Origin of the sequence: Streptomyces sp. NPDC048462, from assembly GCF_043200175.1 — a bacterium.
Lineage (GTDB): Bacteria > Actinomycetota > Actinomycetes > Streptomycetales > Streptomycetaceae > Streptomyces.
Window position 1 is genome coordinate 106,379 of record NZ_JBICXG010000004.1, and the last position, 20,240, is coordinate 126,618.

The 20,240-nt window shown below is 72.0% G+C and carries 15 protein-coding genes and 1 riboswitch; of the genes, 12 read left to right on the top strand and 3 right to left on the bottom strand.

The genetic code is table 11. The annotated features are described in order from the left end of the window. Positions 1-67 precede the first annotated feature (67 nt). From ACGFU6_RS09025 to ACGFU6_RS09035, 3 genes are all read left to right on the top strand, one after another. Entirely contained in the window at positions 68-511 is a 444-nt protein-coding gene (locus tag ACGFU6_RS09025; RefSeq protein ID WP_393609733.1) for a DUF485 domain-containing protein, read from the top strand. Beyond that, complete coding sequence (locus ACGFU6_RS09030; protein ID WP_393609205.1) at positions 508-2,100, top strand: cation acetate symporter; 1,593 nt, start codon at positions 508-510, stop codon at positions 2,098-2,100. Before ACGFU6_RS09025 ends, ACGFU6_RS09030 begins: the two co-directional genes overlap by 4 nt. Before the next feature lie 307 nt (positions 2,101-2,407). After that, positions 2,408-3,427: a LacI family DNA-binding transcriptional regulator gene (locus ACGFU6_RS09035; RefSeq protein WP_393609207.1), complete on the top strand. Its 1,020-nt coding sequence runs from the start codon at positions 2,408-2,410 to the stop codon at positions 3,425-3,427. Positions 3,428-3,456: 29 nt separating this feature from the next. Here ACGFU6_RS09035 and ACGFU6_RS09040 read toward each other — a convergent pair whose 3' ends face one another. Then, positions 3,457-4,770, bottom strand: coding sequence for a citrate/2-methylcitrate synthase (locus tag ACGFU6_RS09040; protein WP_393609209.1), 1,314 nt, complete (start codon positions 4,768-4,770; stop codon positions 3,457-3,459). A gap of 112 nt (positions 4,771-4,882) precedes the next feature. Between ACGFU6_RS09040 and ACGFU6_RS09045 the strand changes: the two genes are divergently transcribed. Beyond that, positions 4,883-6,043, top strand: coding sequence for a citrate synthase (locus tag ACGFU6_RS09045; RefSeq protein WP_393609210.1), 1,161 nt, complete (start codon positions 4,883-4,885; stop codon positions 6,041-6,043). A gap of 18 nt (positions 6,044-6,061) precedes the next feature. Further along, entirely contained in the window at positions 6,062-7,165 is a 1,104-nt protein-coding gene (locus tag ACGFU6_RS09050; RefSeq protein ID WP_393609212.1) for a CobW family GTP-binding protein, read from the top strand. A 24-nt stretch (positions 7,166-7,189) separates the two neighbouring features. Here the strand turns inward: ACGFU6_RS09050 and ACGFU6_RS09055 are convergent, their stop codons facing one another. After that, positions 7,190-9,640, bottom strand: a complete 2,451-nt coding sequence (locus tag ACGFU6_RS09055) for a DNA topoisomerase (ATP-hydrolyzing) subunit A (protein ID WP_393609214.1) — start codon at positions 9,638-9,640, stop codon at positions 7,190-7,192. Between the two features lie 271 nt (positions 9,641-9,911). Between ACGFU6_RS09055 and ACGFU6_RS09060 the strand changes: the two genes are divergently transcribed. The 4 genes from ACGFU6_RS09060 (at position 9,912) to ACGFU6_RS09075 (ending at position 14,823) form a co-directional block, all read left to right on the top strand. Beyond that, a complete protein-coding gene (locus ACGFU6_RS09060; protein ID WP_393609216.1) occupies positions 9,912-11,288 on the top strand; it encodes a M16 family metallopeptidase in 1,377 nt (458 codons plus the stop codon). 26 nt (positions 11,289-11,314) lie between these two features. Next, positions 11,315-12,697, top strand: a complete 1,383-nt coding sequence (locus ACGFU6_RS09065) for a M16 family metallopeptidase (protein ID WP_393609217.1) — start codon at positions 11,315-11,317, stop codon at positions 12,695-12,697. Positions 12,698-12,908: 211 nt separating this feature from the next. Further along, a riboswitch (cyclic di-AMP (ydaO/yuaA leader) is annotated at positions 12,909-13,075 on the top strand. Positions 13,076-13,087: 12 nt separating this feature from the next. Beyond that, positions 13,088-13,891, top strand: coding sequence for a M23 family metallopeptidase (locus tag ACGFU6_RS09070; protein WP_393609219.1), 804 nt, complete (start codon positions 13,088-13,090; stop codon positions 13,889-13,891). A gap of 221 nt (positions 13,892-14,112) precedes the next feature. Beyond that, a complete protein-coding gene (locus ACGFU6_RS09075; RefSeq protein WP_393609220.1) occupies positions 14,113-14,823 on the top strand; it encodes a GntR family transcriptional regulator in 711 nt (236 codons plus the stop codon). 199 nt (positions 14,824-15,022) lie between these two features. On the opposite strand, the gene ACGFU6_RS09080 is transcribed toward ACGFU6_RS09075, so the two are convergent. After that, the gene (locus ACGFU6_RS09080; protein ID WP_123526973.1) at positions 15,023-15,304 is read right to left on the bottom strand and encodes an HPr family phosphocarrier protein; all 282 of its coding nucleotides are present in this window, start codon (positions 15,302-15,304) and stop codon (positions 15,023-15,025) included. A 172-nt stretch (positions 15,305-15,476) separates the two neighbouring features. On the opposite strand from ACGFU6_RS09080, the gene ACGFU6_RS09085 reads away from it, so the two are divergent. The 3 genes from ACGFU6_RS09085 (at position 15,477) to ACGFU6_RS09095 (ending at position 20,231) form a co-directional block, all read left to right on the top strand. After that, positions 15,477-18,356: a GNAT family N-acetyltransferase gene (locus tag ACGFU6_RS09085; protein ID WP_393609222.1), complete on the top strand. Its 2,880-nt coding sequence runs from the start codon at positions 15,477-15,479 to the stop codon at positions 18,354-18,356. A gap of 91 nt (positions 18,357-18,447) precedes the next feature. Further along, positions 18,448-19,044 (top strand): DUF5998 family protein, encoded by a 597-nt coding sequence (locus ACGFU6_RS09090; protein WP_123526975.1) that lies wholly within the window; start codon positions 18,448-18,450, stop codon positions 19,042-19,044. Then, entirely contained in the window at positions 19,044-20,231 is a 1,188-nt protein-coding gene (locus ACGFU6_RS09095) for an alkaline phosphatase family protein (protein WP_393609224.1), read from the top strand. The genes ACGFU6_RS09090 and ACGFU6_RS09095 overlap by 1 nt, the downstream gene beginning before the upstream one ends. Positions 20,232-20,240: the final 9 nt, after the last annotated feature.

Below are 20,240 nucleotides of genomic sequence, written 5' to 3' on the forward strand. Positions count from 1 at the left end.
GCCGAAGTGGTCCGTGGACAAGGGGAGTTGTTCGGTGGAGAAGGAAGCAGGGCGCGAGTCGGCAGCGATGCGGCTCGACGACCCGTGGTACGACGCGCTGGCCTCCGGTTGGGGGGAACTGGACGGTACGGGAAGCTTCGCGCCCGCCGGGGCGGCTGACCCCGTGGTGCCGCAGCGCGGCCGCAGTGCGGCGGACATCTATCTGGAGGTACAGCGGAGCGAGGCCTTCCAGGAGGTGCGGCGCCGGTACCGGCGCTTCATCGTGCCCGCCACCCTCGCGTTCTTCGTCTGGTACCTCGCCTACGTGGTCATGGCGGTCACCGCGCCCGGCCTGATGGCCAGACCGGTGGCCGGGGCCGTCAACGTCGCGATGGTCGCGGGACTCGGGCAGTTCCTCACGACGTTCCTGCTCACCGGCGCGTACGCGCGGCACGCTCGGCTGCGCAGGGACCGGGCAGCGCTCGATCTGCGCTGGGAGACGCAGGAGATGACGCGGGGGGCCGGGCGTTGAGCGGCAATCACCAGACCCTGGCGCTCGTGCTGTTCAGCGTCTTCATCGCCGTGACGCTCGGCATCACCACCTGGGTGAGCCGCAACCGGCACGGTTCGGCCGAGGAGTTCTACGCCGGCGGCCGGCTGTTCTCGCCCATGGAGAACGGTTTCGCCATCGCGGGCGACTACATGTCGGCCGCGTCCTTCCTCGGCATCTCCGGCCTGATCGCCCTCTTCGGCTACGACGGCATGCTCTACTCGGTCGGCTTCCTGGTGGCCTGGCTCGTCGTGCTGCTGCTCGTCGCGGAACTCGTCCGCAACTGCGGCCGGTTCACCCTGGCCGATGTGGTGGCGGCGCGGATGGCGGAGCGTCCGGTCCGGATCGCGGCGGGCACGTCCTCCGTCACGGTCTCCGTGCTGTACCTCGTGGCGCAGATGGTGGGCGCGGGCAGCCTGGTGGCGCTGCTCCTCGGCGGCACGAGCGGTGCCGCCAGGTCCTGGACCGTCATCGGCGTCGGCGCGCTCATGGTGATCTACGTGTCGCTCGGCGGTATGCGCGCCACCACCTGGATCCAGATCGTGAAGGCCGTCCTGCTGATGGCGGGCACGATCGTGCTCACCGTGCTCGTACTGCTCCACTTCCACGGCAACATCAACGAGTTGCTCAACTCCGCCGCCGACCGCAGCGGGAACGGGAAGAAGTTCCTCTCGCCCGGCCTCCGGTACGGCGGCAGCTGGACGGCGCGCGTCGACTTCATCAGTCTCGGCCTGGCACTGGTGCTCGGCACGGCCGGACTGCCGCACATCCTGTCGCGGTTCTACACCGTGCCGACCGCCCGTGCGGCCCGCCGCTCGGTCGTCTGGTCCATCGGCCTCATCGGCAGCTTCTACCTGATGACGATCGTGCTCGGATTCGGTGCGGCGGCGCTGGTCGGCACGGCGGACGTCCGGGCCTCGAATCCCGCCGGGAACACCGCTGTTCCCCTGCTGGCGCTGGTGCTCGGCGGCGGTGAGGGATCCACCGGGGGGACGATCCTGTTCGCCGTGGTCGCCGCCGTGGCCTTCGCGACCATCCTCGCGGTCGTCGCCGGAATCACGCTGGCCTCCTCGGCCTCCGTGGCCCACGACCTCTACGCCTCCCTCCGCCGCCCGGGCTCCAAGCAGCGCAGCGAGGTGGCTGTGGCCCGGGTCGCCGCCGCGGGGATCGGGGTGGCCGCCATCGGGCTGGGCCTGCTCGCCCAGGACCTGAACGTGGCATTCCTGGTGGGCCTGGCCTTCGCGGTCGCCGCATCCGCGAATCTGCCCGTGCTGCTCTACTCACTGTTCTGGCGGAACTTCACCACGCGCGGCGCGGTCTGGTCGGTCTACGGAGGGCTGATCCCCGCCGTGCTGCTCGTCGTGTTCTCCCCGGTCGTCTCGGGCAGCGCCACCTCGCTCTTCCCCGGTGTGGACTTCCAGCTCTTCCCGCTGGAGAACCCGGGTCTGGTCTCCATCCCGCTGGGCTTCCTGGCCGGCTGGCTCGGCACGGTCACCTCGCAGGAGCCGCCGGACGCGGCCAAGCACGCGGAGACGGAGGTCCGCGCACTGACCGGCGCCGGCGCCGTCTGAAGCCCAACTCGCGCAGGGGCGGCGGGAGCGCGCCCGCACAACCAGGAGCAGCGTGGCGAGTTGCGTGTCGAGGGGTGCCGGAAAGAGACTGGCGACGAGTACGGTGGCGCCGTCGGCGATGGTCGGCCCGCATGAGCTGTACCTGCGGGAATCATCGCCGGTACCGCCGAGGGGGCACGGTGTTCCGGAGGCGCGCGGTTAGCACGCTCGGCGTGGAAACGGTGCACGGCATTCCGGGGTTTCGCGAGATTGTCTCGTTTCCCACTCCACGCAATCCGCTTGCGCTTCTTGCGCTAATCTTGCACACATGACGCGACGACTTGCTCAGGTGGCACAGAAGGTTGGAGTCAGCGAGGCCACGGTCAGCCGGGTGCTCAACGGCAAGCCAGGAGTCTCCGATGCCACGCGACAGGCCGTCCTGTCCGCGCTGGACGTGCTCGGGTACGAGCGGCCGACCCAGTTGCGCGGCGAGCGGGCCCGGCTGGTCGGGCTGGTCCTGCCCGAGCTGCAGAATCCGATCTTCCCCGCCTTCGCCGAGGTGGTCGGGAGCGCGCTCGCCCAGCAGGGCCTCACGCCCGTCCTGTGCACCCAGACCAAGGGCGGCGTCTCCGAGGCGGAGTACGTCGAGCTGCTCCTCCAGCAGCAGGTCTCGGGCGTCGTCTTCGCCGGTGGGCTCTACGCCCAGACCGACGCCCCGCACGATCACTACAAGGTGCTGGCCGACCGGAAGATCCCCGTCGTCCTCATCAACGCGGCCATCGACCACCTCGACTTCCCGGGCATCTCCTGCGATGACACCGTGGCCGTCGAACAGGCCTGGCGCCACCTGGTGTCGCTCGGCCACGAGCGCATCGGTCTGGTGCTCGGCCCCTCGGACCACGTGCCCTCGCAGCGCAAGCTGGCCGCAGCCCGGGTGCTCGCCGAGGAAGCCGGTACGACCATGCCGGACAAGTGGGTCGCCAGGGCGATGTACTCGCTGGAGGGCGGGCAGGCGGCCGCGATGCGGCTGCTCGACGAAGGGGTCACCGGGTTCATCTGCGCCAGTGACGTGCTGGCCCTGGGAGCGGTGCGCGCGGCGCGCCGCCGCGGCCTCTCGGTGCCCGCCGACGTCTCCGTCGTCGGGTACGACGACTCGGCGTTCATGAACTGCACCGAGCCCCCGCTGACCACGGTGCGCCAGCCGATCGAGGCGATGGGGCGGGCGGCCGTCGAGCTGCTCTCCGTGCAGATCGGAGGGCGTACCGTGCCGTCCGACGAGCTGCTCTTTGAGCCCGAGCTGGTGGTGCGCGGCTCCACGGCCCAGCCCCCGCGCAACGCTTCCCGCTGACCGTCGGGAATTTGCGCCCCGCGAACGGTCTATTGCGAAGGTGACTCCGTGGCATCGGGCAGCGGCCGGGGCGGCCGCGGTCCGGTGTACTCGCCGACGGGACGCATCCGCAGTGGGCGCTCCTCGTACTCCTCCAGGGCGTGCGCGATCCACCCCGCCGTGCGGGAGATCGCGAAGACCGTCTCGCCCGCCTCCGGGGCCATGCCCGAGGAGACGGACAGCACCGCGAGCGCCATGTCGACGTTCGCGTGCAGCGGGGCATGGCGCGCGGCCGTGGTGGCCACGTCACGGGCCGCGGCCAGCGCCGGCGCCGCCCGCGGGATCTCCGCGAGCAGGGCGAACAGTGCGGTGGCCCGAGGGTCCTCGCCGGTGTAGAGCCGGTGCCCCAGCCCCGGTACCCGGCGGCCGGTACGCAGATGGTCCGTGACCACCGGGGCCGCGCCGCCCCGCTCCAGGGCCTCGGCCAGCATCCGGTGCGCCAGTCCGCTGGCCGCGCCGTGCAGCGGCCCCTCCAGGACCCCGAGCCCTGCCGATACCACCGCGTACGGGTGGGCCCTGGCCGAGGCCGCGACCCGGGCCGCCAGGGTGGATGCGGCCAGGTCGTGGTCGATCAGCAGCCCGAGTGCGGTGTCCAGCACCTCGAGTGACGCCTCGTCGGCCGGGCGTGCGGTGAGTCTCGGCCACAGTTGACGCGCCAGCCCGGAAGCGGCCGAGGCGCCTGCGTCCCCGTCCGGGCCGCTGCCGTCCCGGGAACCGCCGGCCGTCGGCAGCGCGCCCACCAGGGTGGGGATCAGGCTCCGCGCGCCACCCAGCACCGCCTCGCGCGACAGGTCGAAACGCAGCGGATCCGCCGCGGCCGCCGCGACGACCGCCACCCGCAGCCGGTCCGTCGAGCCGCTGTGCGCCGGCAGCGCGCCGACCGCCCGGCGCGCCGCGGCCAGCGCCTCGTACGGGGCCGTGAAGTGTGCGCCAGTGTGCAGCTCACCGGTCCAGAGCCACTCGGCGATCTCCTCGTAGGTGTGGCGCCGGGCCAGCTCCGTGGCGTCCACGCCCCGGAAGCAGTAGCGGTCCCCCTCGATGAGTGTGATGCCGGTCCGGAAGGTGAACTCCCCGCCGGGAGAGGTCATTTCCCGGCGTCCCGTGCGCCGTGCCAGGGCGTCGACCTCCGCCGCGTCGAACGTGCTGCCCCGCCCGCCGGGTGCGCGGTTGCTGCTCAGCTGGCCCCGGCTCACGTACGCGTACACCGTCTCGGGCTTCACGCCCAGGCGCTCGGCCGTCTCCCGGGTGGTGAGCCGATGCGCCGTGCGCTCCGAGCTGTCGCCCGCGCCCGCTTGATCCGTCATGGTGCTCACCGTATCCATATTGATTCAATCAATATTGACAGACATTGAGTCAAGCATGGACAGTCGAATCAATGTCAAGAGTCGCAGCACCGGAATGTCCCTGGAGGAAGCAATGACGACCATGACCGGCTCAGCACCGCTCGACGTCCCCCGAGGCCTGGCGGGTGTCGTCGTCACCGACACGGCCCTCGGCGATGTCCGGGGCCGCGAGGGCTTCTACCACTACCGGCAGTACTCGGCGATCGAGCTGGCGCAGAACCGCAGCTTCGAGGACGTCTGGTACCTGATGACCGAGGGCGAGCTGCCCGGCCCGGCCGCCCGCGCCGACTTCGCCACCCGCACCGCCGCACTGCGCCGGCTGCCCGCGGAGGTAAGCGACGCCCTGCCCGCCATAGCGCGCGCCGGCGCCGTGTCCGGCCCGCTCGCCGGACTCCGCACCGCGCTCTCGCTGCTGGGCGCCTCGGCCGGATTCCGCCCGGCGTACGACATCGACGCGGACCGGCGCCGCGCCGACGCGCTGACCGCGTGCGCCGCGGTCCCCACCGTGCTCACCGCCCTCCACCGGCTCGGCCGGGGCCTCGTACCGGTGGAGCCGCGCGATGACCTGCCGTACGCGGCCAACTACCTCTACATGCTCACCGGTTCCGTACCGGACGACGCCCGGGTCCGGGCTGTCGAGCAGTATCTGATCTCCACCGTCGACCACGGCTTCAACGCCTCGACCTTCACCGGCCGGGTCGTCGCCTCCACCGGCGCGGACATCGCCGCCTGCCTGGTGGCGGCCGTCGGCGCGCTCTCCGGACCGCTGCACGGCGGTGCGCCGAGCCGGGCCCTGGACACCCTGGACGCCATCGGGACCCCCGACCGCATCGACGCATGGATCCGCGAGCGGGTGCTCGCCGGTGACCGGATCATGGGTTTCGGACACCCCGTCTACCGCACCGAGGACCCCCGCTCGCGCATGCTGCGCTCCATCGCCCAGAGCTTCGGCGGCCCGCTCGTCGACTTCGCGGTCGAGGTGGAACGGCAGGTGGAGGCCATCCTCGCGGAGCTGAAGCCGGGGCGGGAACTGCACACCAACGTGGAGTTCTACGCCGGAGTGGTCATGGAGCTGTGCGGGCTGCCGCGCGAGATGTTCACGCCGACGTTCTGCTCGGCGCGGGTGGTCGGCTGGAGCGCCAATATCCTGGAGCAGGCGGAGGACTCCAAGATCATCCGCCCGGCGGCCCGCTACATCGGCCCGCCCCCGCCGCAGCCGGTCCCGGCCGCCTGACATCCCCGGAAGGCCCCGTTGAACCCGTCGTCACCGCCCCGCAGCCGGCAGATCCCGGTCATCGTCCTCGCCGGATTCCTGGGATCCGGCAAGACGACGCTGCTCAACCACCTGCTGCGCCATCGCGCCGGAAACCGGATCGGCGTGATCGTCAACGACTTCGGGTCCATCGAGATCGACGCCATGACCGTGTCCGGACAGGTCGGCTCGACCGTCTCGCTCGGCGGCGGCTGCCTGTGCTGCGCGGTCGACGTGAGTGAACTCGACACCTACCTGGAGACCCTGACCCGGCCCGCCGCCCGCCTCGACGTGATCGTCATCGAGGCGAGCGGCCTCGCCGAACCCCAGGAACTCGTACGGATGCTGCTGGCCAGCGACAACCCGCACATCGTGTACGGGGGACTGGTCGAGGTGGTCGACGCCGCGGAGTTCGCCGCCACCCGGGAACGCCATCCGGAGATCGACCGCCATCTCGCCGTCGCGGACCTCGTCGTGCTGAACAAGACGGACCGGGCCGGGGAGGCCGACCGGCAGCGCGTCCGGGAGGCCGTCGCGGGCACCGGCAGCACGGCGGCCATTGTCCCCGCCAGCTACGGACGCATCGACCCCGAACTGCTCTTCGACCCCGCGCTGCGGCCGGACTGCGAGGAGAAGGCGCGTCAGCTGACCTTCGAGGACCTGTACCTGGAGGAGCGGGCGGCGGAGTCGGGCGAGGAACACGGGGACCATCCGCACGCGGCGTACGAGAGTGTCGACTTCACCTCCGACGTGCCCATGGACCCCCGTCGGCTGATGGCCTTCCTGGACTCCCGGCCGGAGGGTCTCTACCGGATCAAGGGGTACGTCGACTTCGGCGCGGGCGACCGTGACAACGCCTACGCGCTCCACGCTGTCGGCAGGTTCCTGCGGTTCGCCCCGCAGCCCTGGACCCGCCGCGGCCCCCGGCTGACGCGGCTCGTGCTGATCGGTTCCGGGATCGACGCACGCGCCCTGCGCAAGGAGCTGGAGGGCTGCCGCACGCCGGGGGAGCCGGGGCGGGAAACGGTGCGGGACGCCGCACACGAGCGGTCCATGTGGGGCGTCCTGCGGTACGTGCAACAGCCCGGCGACGACGACACGTAGGCGCGCCGCCGCCGGGCCTGCGGCCTACACGGGGCCGGCGATCACCGCGACCGGGGACTCCAGCGGCGTCCCCGAACCGTCGCGCCGGGGGTCGGGCTCGGGCAGCGTGGCCGGTGTGCCGTTCTTCTGCGCGGCGCGGGCGGGAACCGGGCCCGCCCAGGCGAACGTCAGCACGTCCTCGCCCTTCAGGAACCGCTGACAGCGCACCCCACCGGTGGCCCGGCCCTTGCGCGGATACTGGTCGAACGGGGTGAACTTGCAGGTCAGCGCGGAGTCGTCGAGCGTGCCGTTCGAACCGGCGACGGTGAACACCATGGCGTCCGAGGCCGGATCCACCGCGGCGAAGGAGAGCACCTCCGTGCCGTCCGTGAGCTTCACGCCCGCCATACCTCCGGCCGCACGTCCCTGCGGGCGCACCTGCGCCGCCGGGTAGCGCAGCAGCTGGGCGTCCGAGGTGATGAAGACCAGGTCCTCCTCGCCGGTGCGCAGTTCCACCGCGCCGGCGATCCGGTCACCGTCCTTGAGGGCGATGACCTCCAGCTCGTCCTTGTTGGCCGGATAGTCGGGCACCACACGCTTCACGACCCCCTGCACGGTGCCGATCGCCAGCCCCGGCGAGGACTCGTCGAGGGTCGTGAGGCAGACGACCTCCTCGTCCGCGTCCAGAGTCAGGAACTCCGCGACCATCGCCCCGCCCGAGAGGTTGGGCGCCGCGTGGGTGTCGGGCAGCTGCGGCAGATCGATCACCGCGAGCCGCATCAGCCGTCCCGTCGACGTCACCACGCCGACGTCGCCGCGTGCCGTGGCCGGCACGGCCGACACGATCACGTCGTGCTTGGCGCGCTTGGCACCCTCGTCGAAGACGATCGGCTCACCGTTGGCCGTACGGGCCAGCAGACCGGTCGAGGACAGCAGCACCCGGCACGGGTCGTCCGCTACCTCCAGCGGCACCGCGGCGATCTGCGAACCGGCCGACTCCAGCAGCACCGTACGCCGGTCGGTGCCGAACTTCTTGGCGACCGCGGCCAGCTCCGTGGAGACCAGCTTGCGCAGCTCGGTGTCCGAGTCGAGGATCGCGGACAGCTCGTCGATCTCGGTGTTGAGCCGGTCCTGCTCGCTCTCCAGCTCGACCCGGTCGAACCGGGTGAGCCGGCGCAGCGGGGTGTCCAGGATGTACTGCGTCTGGACCTCGCTCAGCGAGAAGTGCTCGATGAGCCGGTCCTTGGCCTGTGCCGAGTTGTCGCTGGACCGGATGAGCCGGATGACCTCGTCGATGTCGATCAGCGCGACGAGGAGGCCCTCGACCAGGTGCAGCCGGTTGCGGCGCTTGGTCCGGCGGAACTCGCTGCGCCGGCGCACCACGTCGAAGCGGTGGTCGAGGTAGACCTCCAGAAGCTCCTTGAGGCCCAGGGTGAGCGGCTGTCCGTCGACCAGCGCCACGTTGTTGATGCCGAAGGACTCCTCCATCGGCGTCAGCTTGTAGAGCTGTTCCAGTACGGCCTCGGGCACGAAGCCGTTCTTGACCTCGATGACCAGGCGCAGTCCGTGCGCGCGGTCGGTGAGGTCCTTGACGTCCGCGATGCCCTGGAGCTTCTTCGCCGAGACCAGGTCCTTGATCTTGGCGATCACCTTCTCCGGACCGACGCTGAAGGGCAGTTCGGTGACGACCAGGCCCTTGCGGCGTGCGGTGACGTTCTCCACGGCGACGGTCGCACGGATCTTGAACGAGCCGCGCCCCTTGGCGTAGGCGTCCTTGATGCCGCCGAGGCCCACGATCCGGCCACCGGTCGGCAGGTCGGGGCCGGGGACGAACCGCATCAGGGTGTCCAGGTCCGCGCCCGGATGCTTGATCAGGTGGCGGGCGGCGGCGATGACCTCGCCCAGGTTGTGCGGCGGCATGTTGGTCGCCATGCCGACGGCGATCCCGGTCGTGCCGTTGACCAGGAGGTTCGGATAGGCGGCCGGGAGGACCACCGGCTCCTGCTCCTGGCCGTCGTAGTTCGACTGGAAAGCGACGGTCTCCTCGTCGATCGACTCCGTCATCAACGACGTCGCGTCGGCCATCCGGCACTCGGTGTACCGCATGGCGGCCGGCGGGTCGTCGTTGCCGAGCGAGCCGAAGTTTCCGTGCCCGTCGACGAGAGGGAGCCGCATGGAGAACGGCTGTGCCATCCGCACGAGCGCGTCGTAGATCGACGCGTCCCCGTGCGGGTGCAACTTACCCATGACCTCGCCGACGACACGGGCGCACTTCACATAGCCGCGGTCCGGGCGCAGGCCCATCTCGTTCATCTGGTACACGATGCGTCGGTGCACCGGCTTCAAGCCGTCACGGGCGTCCGGCAGGGCCCGTGAGTAGATCACCGAGTACGCGTACTCAAGGAAGGAGCCCTGCATTTCGTCGACGACGTCGATGTCGAGGATCTTCTCCTCGAAGTCGTCCGGCGGCGGGGTCTTCGTGCTGCGGCGGGCCATCGCGGCTGCGACTCCTTCACGGATTCAAGTTCGGGCAACCTCAGGTTCTGACGCGGACCATTGTGGACCGCCGCACTGACAACTCCGACCTCGACCCGTCCCAAAGGCGGTTCCCGACCCGTTCCGAGGGGGGTTCCGGGCCCGTCCCGAGGGGGTGGGGACCATCTTTTCCGATGACTTGCTCGGCACGGGAACTTCGCCAGGCGTCGGTGCGCTTGCTTACAGTGGCAGGTCTCGCATCACATCCAGTATCGCGATCGAAGGGACGTACATGCCCATGGGTCACACGGCCACAGCCCAGGCCGGCTCCGGCGGCTTGACAGCGACCGAGCACCGTCTGGCCAACGGCCTGCGCGTGGTGCTCTCCGAGGACCATCTGACCCCGGTCGCCGCGGTGTGCCTCTGGTACGACGTCGGCTCGCGCCACGAGGTCGAGGGACGCACCGGTCTGGCTCACCTTTTCGAGCACCTGATGTTCCAGGGCTCGGGCCAGGTCAAGGGGAACGGCCACTTCGAGCTGGTGCAGGGTGCCGGCGGCTCGCTCAACGGCACCACCAGTTTCGAGCGGACCAACTACTTCGAGACGATGCCCACGCACCAGCTGGAGCTGGCCCTGTGGCTCGAGGCCGACCGGATGGGCTCGCTGCTCGCCGCGCTCGACGAGGAGTCCATGGAGAACCAGCGCGACGTCGTCAAGAACGAGCGCCGCCAGCGCTACGACAACGTCCCGTACGGCACCGCCTTCGAGAAGTTGACCGCCCTCGCCTACCCGGAGGGCCACCCGTACCACCACACCCCGATCGGGTCGATGGCGGACCTGGACGCGGCGACCCTCGAGGACGCGCGGGCCTTCTTCCGTACGAACTACGCGCCGAACAACGCGGTGCTCTCGGTCGTCGGTGACATCGACCCCGGGCAGACCCTCGCCTGGATCGAGAAGTACTTCGGCACCATTCCCTCGCACGACGGCAAGCAGCCGCCGAGGGACGGCACGCTGCCCGAGGTGATCGGCGGTGAGCTGCGCGAGGAGGTCCGCGAGGAGGTCCCGGCGCGGGCGCTGATGGCCGCCTACCGGCTGCCGCACGACGGCACCCGCGAGTGCGACGCGGCGGATCTCGCGCTGACCGTGCTGGGCGGCGGCGAGTCGTCCCGGCTGCACAACCGGCTGGTCCGCCGCGACCGGACGGCCGTCGCGGCCGGATTCGGGCTGCTGCGGCTGGCCGGCGCGCCCTCGCTCGGCTGGCTGGACGTCAAGACGTCCGGCGGCGTCGAGGTGGCGCGGATCGAGGCCGCGGTCGACGAGGAGCTCGCCCGGTTCGCCGAGGAGGGCCCCTCGCCCGAGGAGATGGAGCGCGCCCAGGCCCAGTTGGAGCGCGAGTGGCTGGACCGGCTCGGTACGGTCTCCGGCCGCGCCGACGAACTGTGCCGGTTCGCCGTGCTGTTCGGTGACCCGCAGCTCGCCCTGACCGCCGTGCACCGGGTGCTCGACATCGGCGCCGAGGAGGTCCGGGCGGCCGCCAGGGCCCAGCTGCGGCCCGACAACCGGGCGGTGCTGGTCTACGAGCCCGTCGAGTCTGCGGAGCCCGCAGAAGAGGCGGGGACGGACGCCGCCACCGACACCGACGCGCACGAAGGGGCGGACAAGTGAGCGACACTGCCGCGACTGGAGTTTCGATGGAGTACCACCCCCAGCCCGCCCCCGGGACGGCCAGGCCCTGGGCCTTCCCCGCCCCCGAGCGCGGCGCCCTGCCCAACGGCCTCACGGTGCTGCGCTGCCACCGCCCCGGCCAGCAGGTCGTCGCCGTCGAGGTCTTCCTGGAGGCCCCGCTCGACGCCGAGCCCGAGGGCCTGGACGGGGTGGCCACGATCATGTCGCGCGCCCTGTCCGAGGGCACCGACAAGCACAGCGCCGAGGAGTTCGCCGCTGAGCTGGAGCGGTGCGGAGCCACTCTGGACGCCCACGCCGACCACCCCGGCGTCCGGGTCTCCCTGGAGGTTCCCGCCTCCCGCCTCGCCAAGGCGCTCGGCCTGGTCGCCGAGGCCCTGCGGGCACCGGCCTTCGCGGACAGCGAGATCGAGCGGCTGGTGAACAACCGGCTCGACGAGATCCCGCACGAGCAGGCGAACCCCGCCCGGCGCGCGGCCAAGCAGCTCTCCAAGGAGCTCTTCCCGGCCACGGCCCGCATGTCCCGGCCGCGCCAGGGCACCGAGAAGACCGTCGAGCGGATCGACTCCGCGGCCGTGCGCGCCTTCTACGACGCCCACGTCCGTCCGTCCACCGCGACCGCGGTGGTCGTCGGTGACCTCACCGGCATCGATCTGGACGCCCTGCTCGCCGACACCCTGGGCGACTGGTCGGGCAACACCGCCGCGTCCCGGCCGGTCCCGCCGATCACCGCCGACGACACCGGCCGGGTGGTGATCGTGGACCGCCCCGGAGCGGTGCAGACCCAGCTGCTGATCGGGCGGATCGGCGCCGACCGGCACGACAGCGTCTGGCCGGCCCAGGTGCTCGGCACCTACTGCCTGGGCGGCACGCTGACCTCCCGGCTCGACCGGGTACTGCGCGAGGAGAAGGGCTACACCTACGGCGTACGCGCCTTCGCCCAGGTGCTGCGCTCCTCGGCCCGGGACTCCGCCTCGGGGGCGACCGGCGCCGCGATGCTCGCCATCAGCGGATCGGTGGACACGGAGTCCACCGGACCGGCGCTGGAGGACCTGTGGAAGGTGCTGCGGACCCTGGCCGCCGAGGGCCTGACGGACGCCGAACGCGAGACGGCCGTGCAGAACCTCGTGGGCGTGGCACCGCTGAAGTTCGAGACGGCCGCGTCCGTCGCGGCCACCCTCGCCGACCAGGTCGAGCAGCACCTCGCTGACGACTACCAGGCGCAGCTGTACGCGCGCCTCGCCGAGACCGGCACGGTCGAGGCGACGGCAGCCGTGGTCAACGCCTTCCCGGAGGACCGCCTCGTCACGGTCCTGGTCGGGGACGCCGCGCAGATCGAGGAGCCCGTCAGGGCTCTCGGCATCGGAGAGGTCTCGGTCGTCACCGGCTGAGCCGCCACCGCCCCCGACTGCGGGGCGGGAGCGGGGCCCTGGCGGGTCGTCTGCCGCCAGGGCCTTCCTTTTTGCCCGCTTTGGTGGAGAGGTTGCCTGTCTGCCCTGTGGGATGCGCTACAAAACCGCCTGTCCGTTTGGTGCGGGGAAGTACCCCCGCTTAGCGTCGGCCCGGCTGTCCGTCACTCGTATGCCGCATCCGCGACGTACCGGGCAGTCATCGCCGAGTCCCCGTCAGGCGCGAGCCCGGGGAGCCGGGGACCCACACAGTCCCTGGGGTGAATCGGATGACCGTGCCTCGACGAGGCCGGGGATCCGTAGGAGACCTTCCTGCTCCGAACCCGTCAGCTAACCCGGTAGGCGAGAAGGAAGGAAAGGACCAGCCACTTCATGGCGTTCACCCGTGCCACGGGGAAGCACCGTGCCCCGAGCCGTATGACGTGCCGGGGCGCGAGGGCCGTCGGTATCGCGACCCTGGCCACCACCGGCGTCATCGGATCCCTGGCCTCCCCGGCCCTCGCCGCGGACACCGGGGCCCCCGCCGCAGGCGACACCGGCCTCTCCCAGATCATCGCCATCGAGGGCGGCCTGGCCGCCCGGATCGACGCCCAGGCGGACGTGCAGCGGCACCAGGCCGACGCCGCCGAGGCGAAGGCGGAAGCCGAGGCGAAGGCGAAGGCCAGGAAGAAGGCCGAAGCGAAGAAGAAGGCCGAGGCCGCCGCCAGGGCCGAGGAGGCCCGCGAGAGCGAGGCGCGCGCCGCCCGCTCCGCCGAGCGCGCCCGGCTGGGCGCCTTCCAGCTGCCCGTCGCGGGCTCCTATGTGAGCACCGGCTACAAGTCCAGCGGCTCCCTGTGGTCCTCCGGCAGCCACTCCGGCATCGACTTCCACGCCGCCTCCGGCACCTCCGTCGTCGCCGTCGGCGCCGGTACGGTCGTCGAGGCGGGCTGGGGCGGCGCGTACGGCAACAACATCGTGCTCCGGATGACGGACGGTACGTACACCCAGTACGGCCACCTCTCCTCGATCGACGTCTCCGTCGGCCAGAGCGTCGGGCGGGGACACCGGATCGGACTCTCCGGCTCCACCGGCAACGCCACCGGGCCGCACCTCCACTTCGAGGCCCGCACCACCCCCTCGTACGGCTCCGACATGGACCCGGTCGCGTATCTGCGCGCCCACGGCGTCAGCGTCTGACCGGCACGCGGCACCTCACCGAAGGCCCCGGCGTCGCGCCGGGGCCTTCGGCCGTACCCGGCCGCCGGAACGCCGTCCGGCACCCGTTCCCGAACGCCTCCGGGGTCAGAAGATATTCATGAATTTCGGCCCGGCATCGGAAATGCGTCCGCATTGCAATAGAGTCACAGGACAGGCGTCGATCGGCCGCGTTTCGCGGGGATTAAGGCGGAGGTTCGGACATGCGCATTCCGGCGCATTCGGTATGCACGGCAATCCGTGACGACATCGTCTCCGGTGTCTTCGAACGCGGCAGCCGGCTCACCGAGGAAGTGCTCGCACGCCGTTACGGGGTCTCCCGCGTCCCGGTGCGCGAAGCGCTGCGCACCCTGGAGTCCGAGGGCTTCGTCGTCACCCGCAGGCACGCCGGGGCCTGCGTCGCCGAGCCCGACGAGCAGGAGGCGGCGGACCTCCTGGAGGTCCGCATGCTGCTGGAGCCGCTCGGTGCGGCACGGGCCGCCCAGCGCCGCACCGACGCCCACCTCAAGGTCTTGCGCGGTCTGGTCAGGCTGGGCCAGGAGCGGGCCCGCCGGGGCGAGGGCGAGGACCTGCGCTCACTGGGCGGCTGGTTCCACGAGACCCTCGCCCAGGCCTCCGGCAGCCCCGGCCTGATCGCGCTGCTCACCCAGCTACGGCACAAGATCGCCTGGATGTACGCGGTCGAGCAGCCGGCCCGCCCCGCAGAGGCGTGGGCCGAGTACGGGGCCATCGTGGACGCCGTGGCGCGCGGCGACGCGGAACGGGCGAGGGCGCTCGCCGCCCAGCACGCCGAGCGGGCCACCGTCGCGCACCGGCTGCGCCGCCCCGGCCGGCCGGGAGGCGCAGCCGCACCCCCGGCGGCCCGGGTGAGGACTTCGCAACATGCCGTAAACACCCCCGGCGGCCGACATTAACAATTACGCCGTATACAAGGAGCGGCTATTCGGCGGGGCATTCTTTCTGCTGCCCGTTTCGCCGAATCTTCGCCGCCCTGCATTATTCGCGGCGGCCTGCCCGATGGAAAGCATTCCCGTACAAACGAAAGAGCCGCGGCACCCGGTCGGGGGTGCCGCGGCTCTTTCGCGGGAAATCCTGGCGGTCGTGGCCGCTGGGTCAGACGGTCTCCGGGAGCTCGTCGAGCCCCTCGGCGACCAGCTTGGACAGACGGTCCAGAGCGGCCTCGGCGTCGTCGGCGTCGGACGCGAGGATGATCTCCTCGCCGCCCTGGGCGCCGAGCCCGAGCACCGCGAGCATGGAGGCGGCGTTCACCGGGTTGCCGTCGGCCTTGGCGATGGTCACGGGGACGCCGGAGGCCGTGGCGGCACGGACGAAGATGGATGCGGGGCGGGCGTGCAGGCCCTCGGCCCAACCGACGTTGACGCGGCGCTCAGCCATGGTTCTGCCCTTCACGAATCAATGGTTGTCTAGACCAGTCTCTCATGCGGTGCGCGATGCTCCGGCCGACCCGCGGACCCTCCGCGGCCCGGTCCCGCCGGCGGCCGGCCACCCCCAGACTGCCCCGGCCCCGCCCCCCACGCGACCGCTGACGGAGCCGTAGGCTTTGCCCATGGAGCCCTCTGTGGAGCAGAGTCCGCATCACGCCTACCCCGGTCACTGGGAGGCCGACGTGGTGCTCCGTGACGGCGGCACCGCCCGGATCAGGCCGATCACCACGGACGATGCCGAACGGCTGGTCAGCTTCTACGAGCAGGTCTCCCCGGAGTCGAAGTACTACCGCTTCTTCGCGCCCTACCCCCGGCTCTCCGCCAAGGACGTCCACCGCTTCACCCATCACGACTACGTCGACCGGGTGGGGCTCGCCGTCACGGTGGGCGGCGAGTTCATCGCCACCGTCCGCTTCGACCGGATCGACGCCACGGGCCGGCCCGCCTCCGCCCCGGCCGACGAGGCCGAGGTCGCCTTCCTCGTGCAGGACGCGCACCAGGGCCGGGGCGTCGCCTCCACGCTGCTCGAACACATCGCGGCCGTCGCCCGCGAGCGCGGCATCCGGCGCTTCGCCGCCGAGGTGCTGCCCGCCAACAACAAGATGATCAAGGTGTTCCGGGACGCCGGGTACACCCAGCAGCGCAGCTTCGAGGACGGCTCCGTCCACCTCACCCTGGACCTCGAACCCACCGCCGAGTCGCTCGCCGTCCAGCGCGCCCGCGAGCAGCGGGCCGAGGCGAGGTCCGTGCAGCGGCTGCTCGCCCCCGGCTCCGTCGCCGTCATCGGCGCCGGGCGCAACCCCGGCGGGGTCGGCCGCACAGTCCTGCGCAACCTCCTGGGCGCGGGCTTCACCGGCCGCACCTACGCGGTGAACAGCGCCTACGCCGCCGATCAGGCCACCATCGACGGGGTGCCCGCCCACCGCTCCCTGGGCGGGATCGGCGAACCGGTCGACCTCGCCGTCGTCGCCGTACCCGCCGAGCGGGTGCCCGAGGCCGTCGCGGACTGCGGGGAGCACGGCGTCCAGGGGCTCGTCGTCCTGTCCGCCGGATACGCCGAGTGGGGCGCCGAGGGCCGCGAACGCCAGCGCGAACTGGTGCGCCAGGCCCGCTCGTACGGCATGCGCATCATCGGCCCGAACGCCTTCGGGGTCATCAACAACTCCGAGGCGGTCCGGCTGAACGCATCGCTCGCCCCGGAACGGCCCGCGTCCGGGCGCATCGGCCTGTTCACCCAGTCCGGCGCGATCGGCATCGCCCTGCTCTCCGGGCTCTACCGGCGCGGCGCGGGACTCTCCACCTTCATCTCGGCCGGGAACCGCGCCGACATCTCCGGCAACGACTTCCTCCAGTACTGGTACGAGGACCCGGACACCGATGTCGCCCTGCTGTACCTCGAATCACTCGGCAACCCCCGCAAGTTCACCCGCCTCGCCCGGCGTACCGCCGCCGTGAAGCCGGTGGTCGTGGTGAAGGGTGCCCGGCACAGCGGCTCCACCCCGCCGGGTCACGCCGTACCCATCAGCCGGATCCCGGACGCCACCGTCTCCGCGCTGATGCGGCAGGCGGGCGTGATCCGCGTCGACACGGTGACGGAGATGGTCGACGCGGGCCTGCTCCTCGCGGACCAGCCGCTCCCGGCGGGCGGCCGCGTCGCGATCCTCGGCAACTCCGAGTCCCTCGGGCTGCTCACGTACGACGCCTGCCTGGCCGAGGGGCTGCGCCCGCGTCCGCCGCGCGACCTCACCACCGCCGCCACCCCGCAGGACTTCCGGGACGCGCTGGCCGAGGCGCTGGCCGACGAGGGCTGCGACGCGGTGATCGTGACGGCGATCCCCTGGGTGGGCGAGGACGGCGAGGCAGAGCAGGGCGACGGCGAGGTGCTGGCCACCGCCCTGCATACGGCCGCCGCCGCAGGACCGGCCAAGCCGGTGGCCGTCGTCCATGTGGAGATCGGCGGCCTCGCGGAGGCCCTGGCCGCGGCCACCAGCACGGTGGCCCAGCAACGCCCCGCCCAGGCGCCGCCCCCGGCAACGCCCACCACACCACCCCCGGCGGCCCCCGCCCCGCCCGGTGGACCGGACACCGAGCCCGCGGCGACCGCCCCCGGGGGAGCCCGCGCCACCGGCCGGATCCCCGCCTACCCGGCGGCCGAACGCGCCGTTCGCGCGCTCTCCGAAGCCGTGAAGTACGCCCAGTGGCGACGCCAGGCGGCGATCCCCGGCAAGGTCCCCGAGTTCCTCGACGACACCATCGACGAGCCGGGCGCCGCGGCCCACATCGAGGCCCTGCTCGGCGAGGACCCCGATCCGCGCGGCAGGCCGCTGTCGCCCGACGAGGCCCGCGAGCTGCTGGCCCGCTACGGCATCACCGTCCGGCCGACGCTGCCCGCACCCGACACGGAGGCGGCCGTCGCCGCCGCCGCGCGACTCGGCTACCCGGTCGCGCTGAAGACCACCGCACCCCACCTGCGCCACCGCGCCGACCTCGGCGGCGTCCGGCTGGACCTCGCCAACGAGTCGGCGCTGCGCCGCGCCTACGGCGAGCTGACCGAACTGCTGGGCAAGCCCACCGAGCTCCGGCCCGTGGTGCAGGCCATGGCCCCGCGCGGGGTCGACACCGTCGTACGGGCCACGATCGACCCGGCCGCGGGCGCCGTCCTCTCCTTCGGCCTGGCGGGCGCGCCCTCCGAGCTGCTGGGCGACACCGCCCACCGGCTGGTCCCGGCCACCGACCGGGACGCCGCCGAGCTCATCCGCTCGATCCGGGCCGCCCCGGTCCTCTTCGGCTGGCGCGGCTCCGCGCCCGTGGACACCGCCGCCCTGGAAGAACTCCTGCTCAGGGTCTCGCTGCTGGTCGACGACCACCCCGAGGTGGTCGCCGTCGCCCTGGAACCCGTCGTGGTCGCCACCCAGGGGCTGACGGTCCTCGGGGCGAGCGTCCGGCTCTCGCCGCCCCCGGCCCGTACCGACCTCGGCCCCCGCCGGCTCTCCAACTACTGACCGCCCCCGTCCGTGCCGCCCCGGACGGCCGTCCGGCGCGGGGCGGGCGGGACGTCCCCGGCAGCCACCAGCCCCCCGTAGGATGGTCCGTATGGCTAAGACCGGTACGACGACTCAGGGGCTGCGCGCGGCGATCGAGCGCAGTGGCTACTACCCGGCCCTCGTGGCCGAGGCGGTGGAGGCCGCCGTCGGCGGTGAGCCGGTCGCTTCGTACCTGGTGCACCAGGAGACCACCTTCGACTCCAACGAGGTGCGCCGGCACGTCACTGTCCTGGTGCTCACGGACAACCGTTTCGTCGTCAGCCACACCGACGAGCAGAACGCCGACACCAGCTCCCCGACGCCCTACGCCACCACCTCGACCGAGTCGGTCAAGCTCGACCGGATCTCCTCGGTCGTGGTGAGCCGCGTCGTGGCCAACCCGGAGAAGTACGTCCCCGGCACGCTGCCCCGCGAGGTCGTCCTGACCATCGGCTGGGGCGCGGTCTCCCGGATCGACCTGGAGCCCGCCGCCTGCGGTGACCCCAACTGCGAGGCGGACCACGGCTACACCGGCAGCTCCACCGCCGACGACCTGAGCCTCCGGGTCAGCGAGGCCGGCGACGGCCCCGACACCGTGCGCCAGACCCTCGCCTTCGCGCAGGCGCTCTCGGAGGCCACGGCCGCGACCGCCTCGGCCGACCGCTGATGGCCCAGCCGGCCTGGCAGGACCCGGAACCGCTCGGCGTCGACACCGCCCCCGTGCCCGAGTACGGCAGCGGCTCGCTGGCCGATCTGCTGCCCACGCTCGTCGCGGGGCAGGGCGTGCCGGGGTTCACGCAGGCGATCGCGGAGCTCACGCCCGCCGACCGCAACTGCGTCTTCCTCATCGACGGCCTCGGCTGGGAGCAGATCAGGGCCCATCCCGACGAGGCGCCCTTCCTGTACTCGCTGCTGCCCACCTCGCGCGGCGGCACGGGACGCCCGATAACAGCCGGTTTCCCGGCCACCACCGCGACCTCGCTGGCCTCGGTCGGTACCGGACTGCCCCCGGGCGAGCACGGCCTGCCCGGGTACACCGTGCGCAATCCGGCGACCGGCGCGCTGATGAACCAGCTGCGCTGGCGGCCCTGGGCGGAGCCCAAGGTCTGGCAGCCGCACCCCACCGTCTTCACCCTGGCCGACGCGGCCGGAGTACGTACCGCGCAGGTGTCCGCGCCCGCCTTCGAGCAGACGCCGCTCACCAAGGTCGCGCTCAGCGGCGGCTCGTTCCTCGGCCGGCTGACGGGCGAGGACCGGATGGACGTCGCGGCCCAGCGGCTGGCCGCCGGTGACCGCTCGCTCGTCTACACCTATTACAGCGAGGTCGACGGCATGGGGCACCGCTTCGGCGTCGAATCCGACGCCTGGCGCGGCCAGCTGATGCACGTCGACGGACTGGCCAGGCGGCTGGCGGAACAGCTTCCGCCGCGCTCGGCCCTGTACATCACCGCCGACCACGGGATGATCGACATCCCGTTCGACGAGCGGTCCCGGATCGACTTCGACGAGGACTGGGAGCTGCGCGCCGGTGTCGCGCTGCTCGGCGGCGAGGGCCGCGCCCGCCATGTGTACGCCGTCCCGGGCGCCGAGGCCGATGTGCTGACGGTCTGGCGCGAGGTGCTCGGCGAGCAGTTCTGGGTGGCGAGCCGGGACGAGGCGGTAGCGGCGGGCTGGTTCGGCCCCCGCGTCGACGAACGGGTCGTCGGCCGGATCGGTGACGTGGTCGCGGCGGCCCGTGACGACGTCGTGATCATCGCTTCCGACAACGAGCCCCACGAGTCCGCGATGGTGGGCATGCACGGTTCGATGACCCCCGTCGAGCAGCTCGTCCCGCTCCTCGAAGTACGCTCCTGACCTCGGTCA

Bases quoted from the DNA above. Each gene is read 5' to 3' on its own strand.
- ACGFU6_RS09045 (WP_393609210.1), top strand. From the start codon at position 4,883: ATGACGACCATGACCGGCTCAGCACCGCTCGACGTCCCCCGAGGCCTG.
- ACGFU6_RS09035 (WP_393609207.1), top strand. From the start codon at position 2,408: ATGACGCGACGACTTGCTCAGGTGGCACAGAAGGTTGGAGTCAGCGAG.
- ACGFU6_RS09090 (WP_123526975.1), top strand. From the start codon at position 18,448: ATGGCTAAGACCGGTACGACGACTCAGGGGCTGCGCGCGGCGATCGAG.
- ACGFU6_RS09055 (WP_393609214.1), bottom strand. From the start codon at position 9,640: ATGGCCCGCCGCAGCACGAAGACCCCGCCGCCGGACGACTTCGAGGAG.
- ACGFU6_RS09040 (WP_393609209.1), bottom strand. From the start codon at position 4,770: ATGACGGATCAAGCGGGCGCGGGCGACAGCTCGGAGCGCACGGCGCAT.
- ACGFU6_RS09070 (WP_393609219.1), top strand. From the start codon at position 13,088: ATGGCGTTCACCCGTGCCACGGGGAAGCACCGTGCCCCGAGCCGTATG.
- ACGFU6_RS09095 (WP_393609224.1), top strand. From the start codon at position 19,044: ATGGCCCAGCCGGCCTGGCAGGACCCGGAACCGCTCGGCGTCGACACC.
- ACGFU6_RS09075 (WP_393609220.1), top strand. From the start codon at position 14,113: ATGCGCATTCCGGCGCATTCGGTATGCACGGCAATCCGTGACGACATC.
- ACGFU6_RS09060 (WP_393609216.1), top strand. From the start codon at position 9,912: ATGCCCATGGGTCACACGGCCACAGCCCAGGCCGGCTCCGGCGGCTTG.
- ACGFU6_RS09065 (WP_393609217.1), top strand. From the start codon at position 11,315: ATGGAGTACCACCCCCAGCCCGCCCCCGGGACGGCCAGGCCCTGGGCC.
- ACGFU6_RS09080 (WP_123526973.1), bottom strand. From the start codon at position 15,304: ATGGCTGAGCGCCGCGTCAACGTCGGTTGGGCCGAGGGCCTGCACGCC.
- ACGFU6_RS09025 (WP_393609733.1), top strand. From the start codon at position 68: ATGCGGCTCGACGACCCGTGGTACGACGCGCTGGCCTCCGGTTGGGGG.
- ACGFU6_RS09085 (WP_393609222.1), top strand. From the start codon at position 15,477: ATGGAGCCCTCTGTGGAGCAGAGTCCGCATCACGCCTACCCCGGTCAC.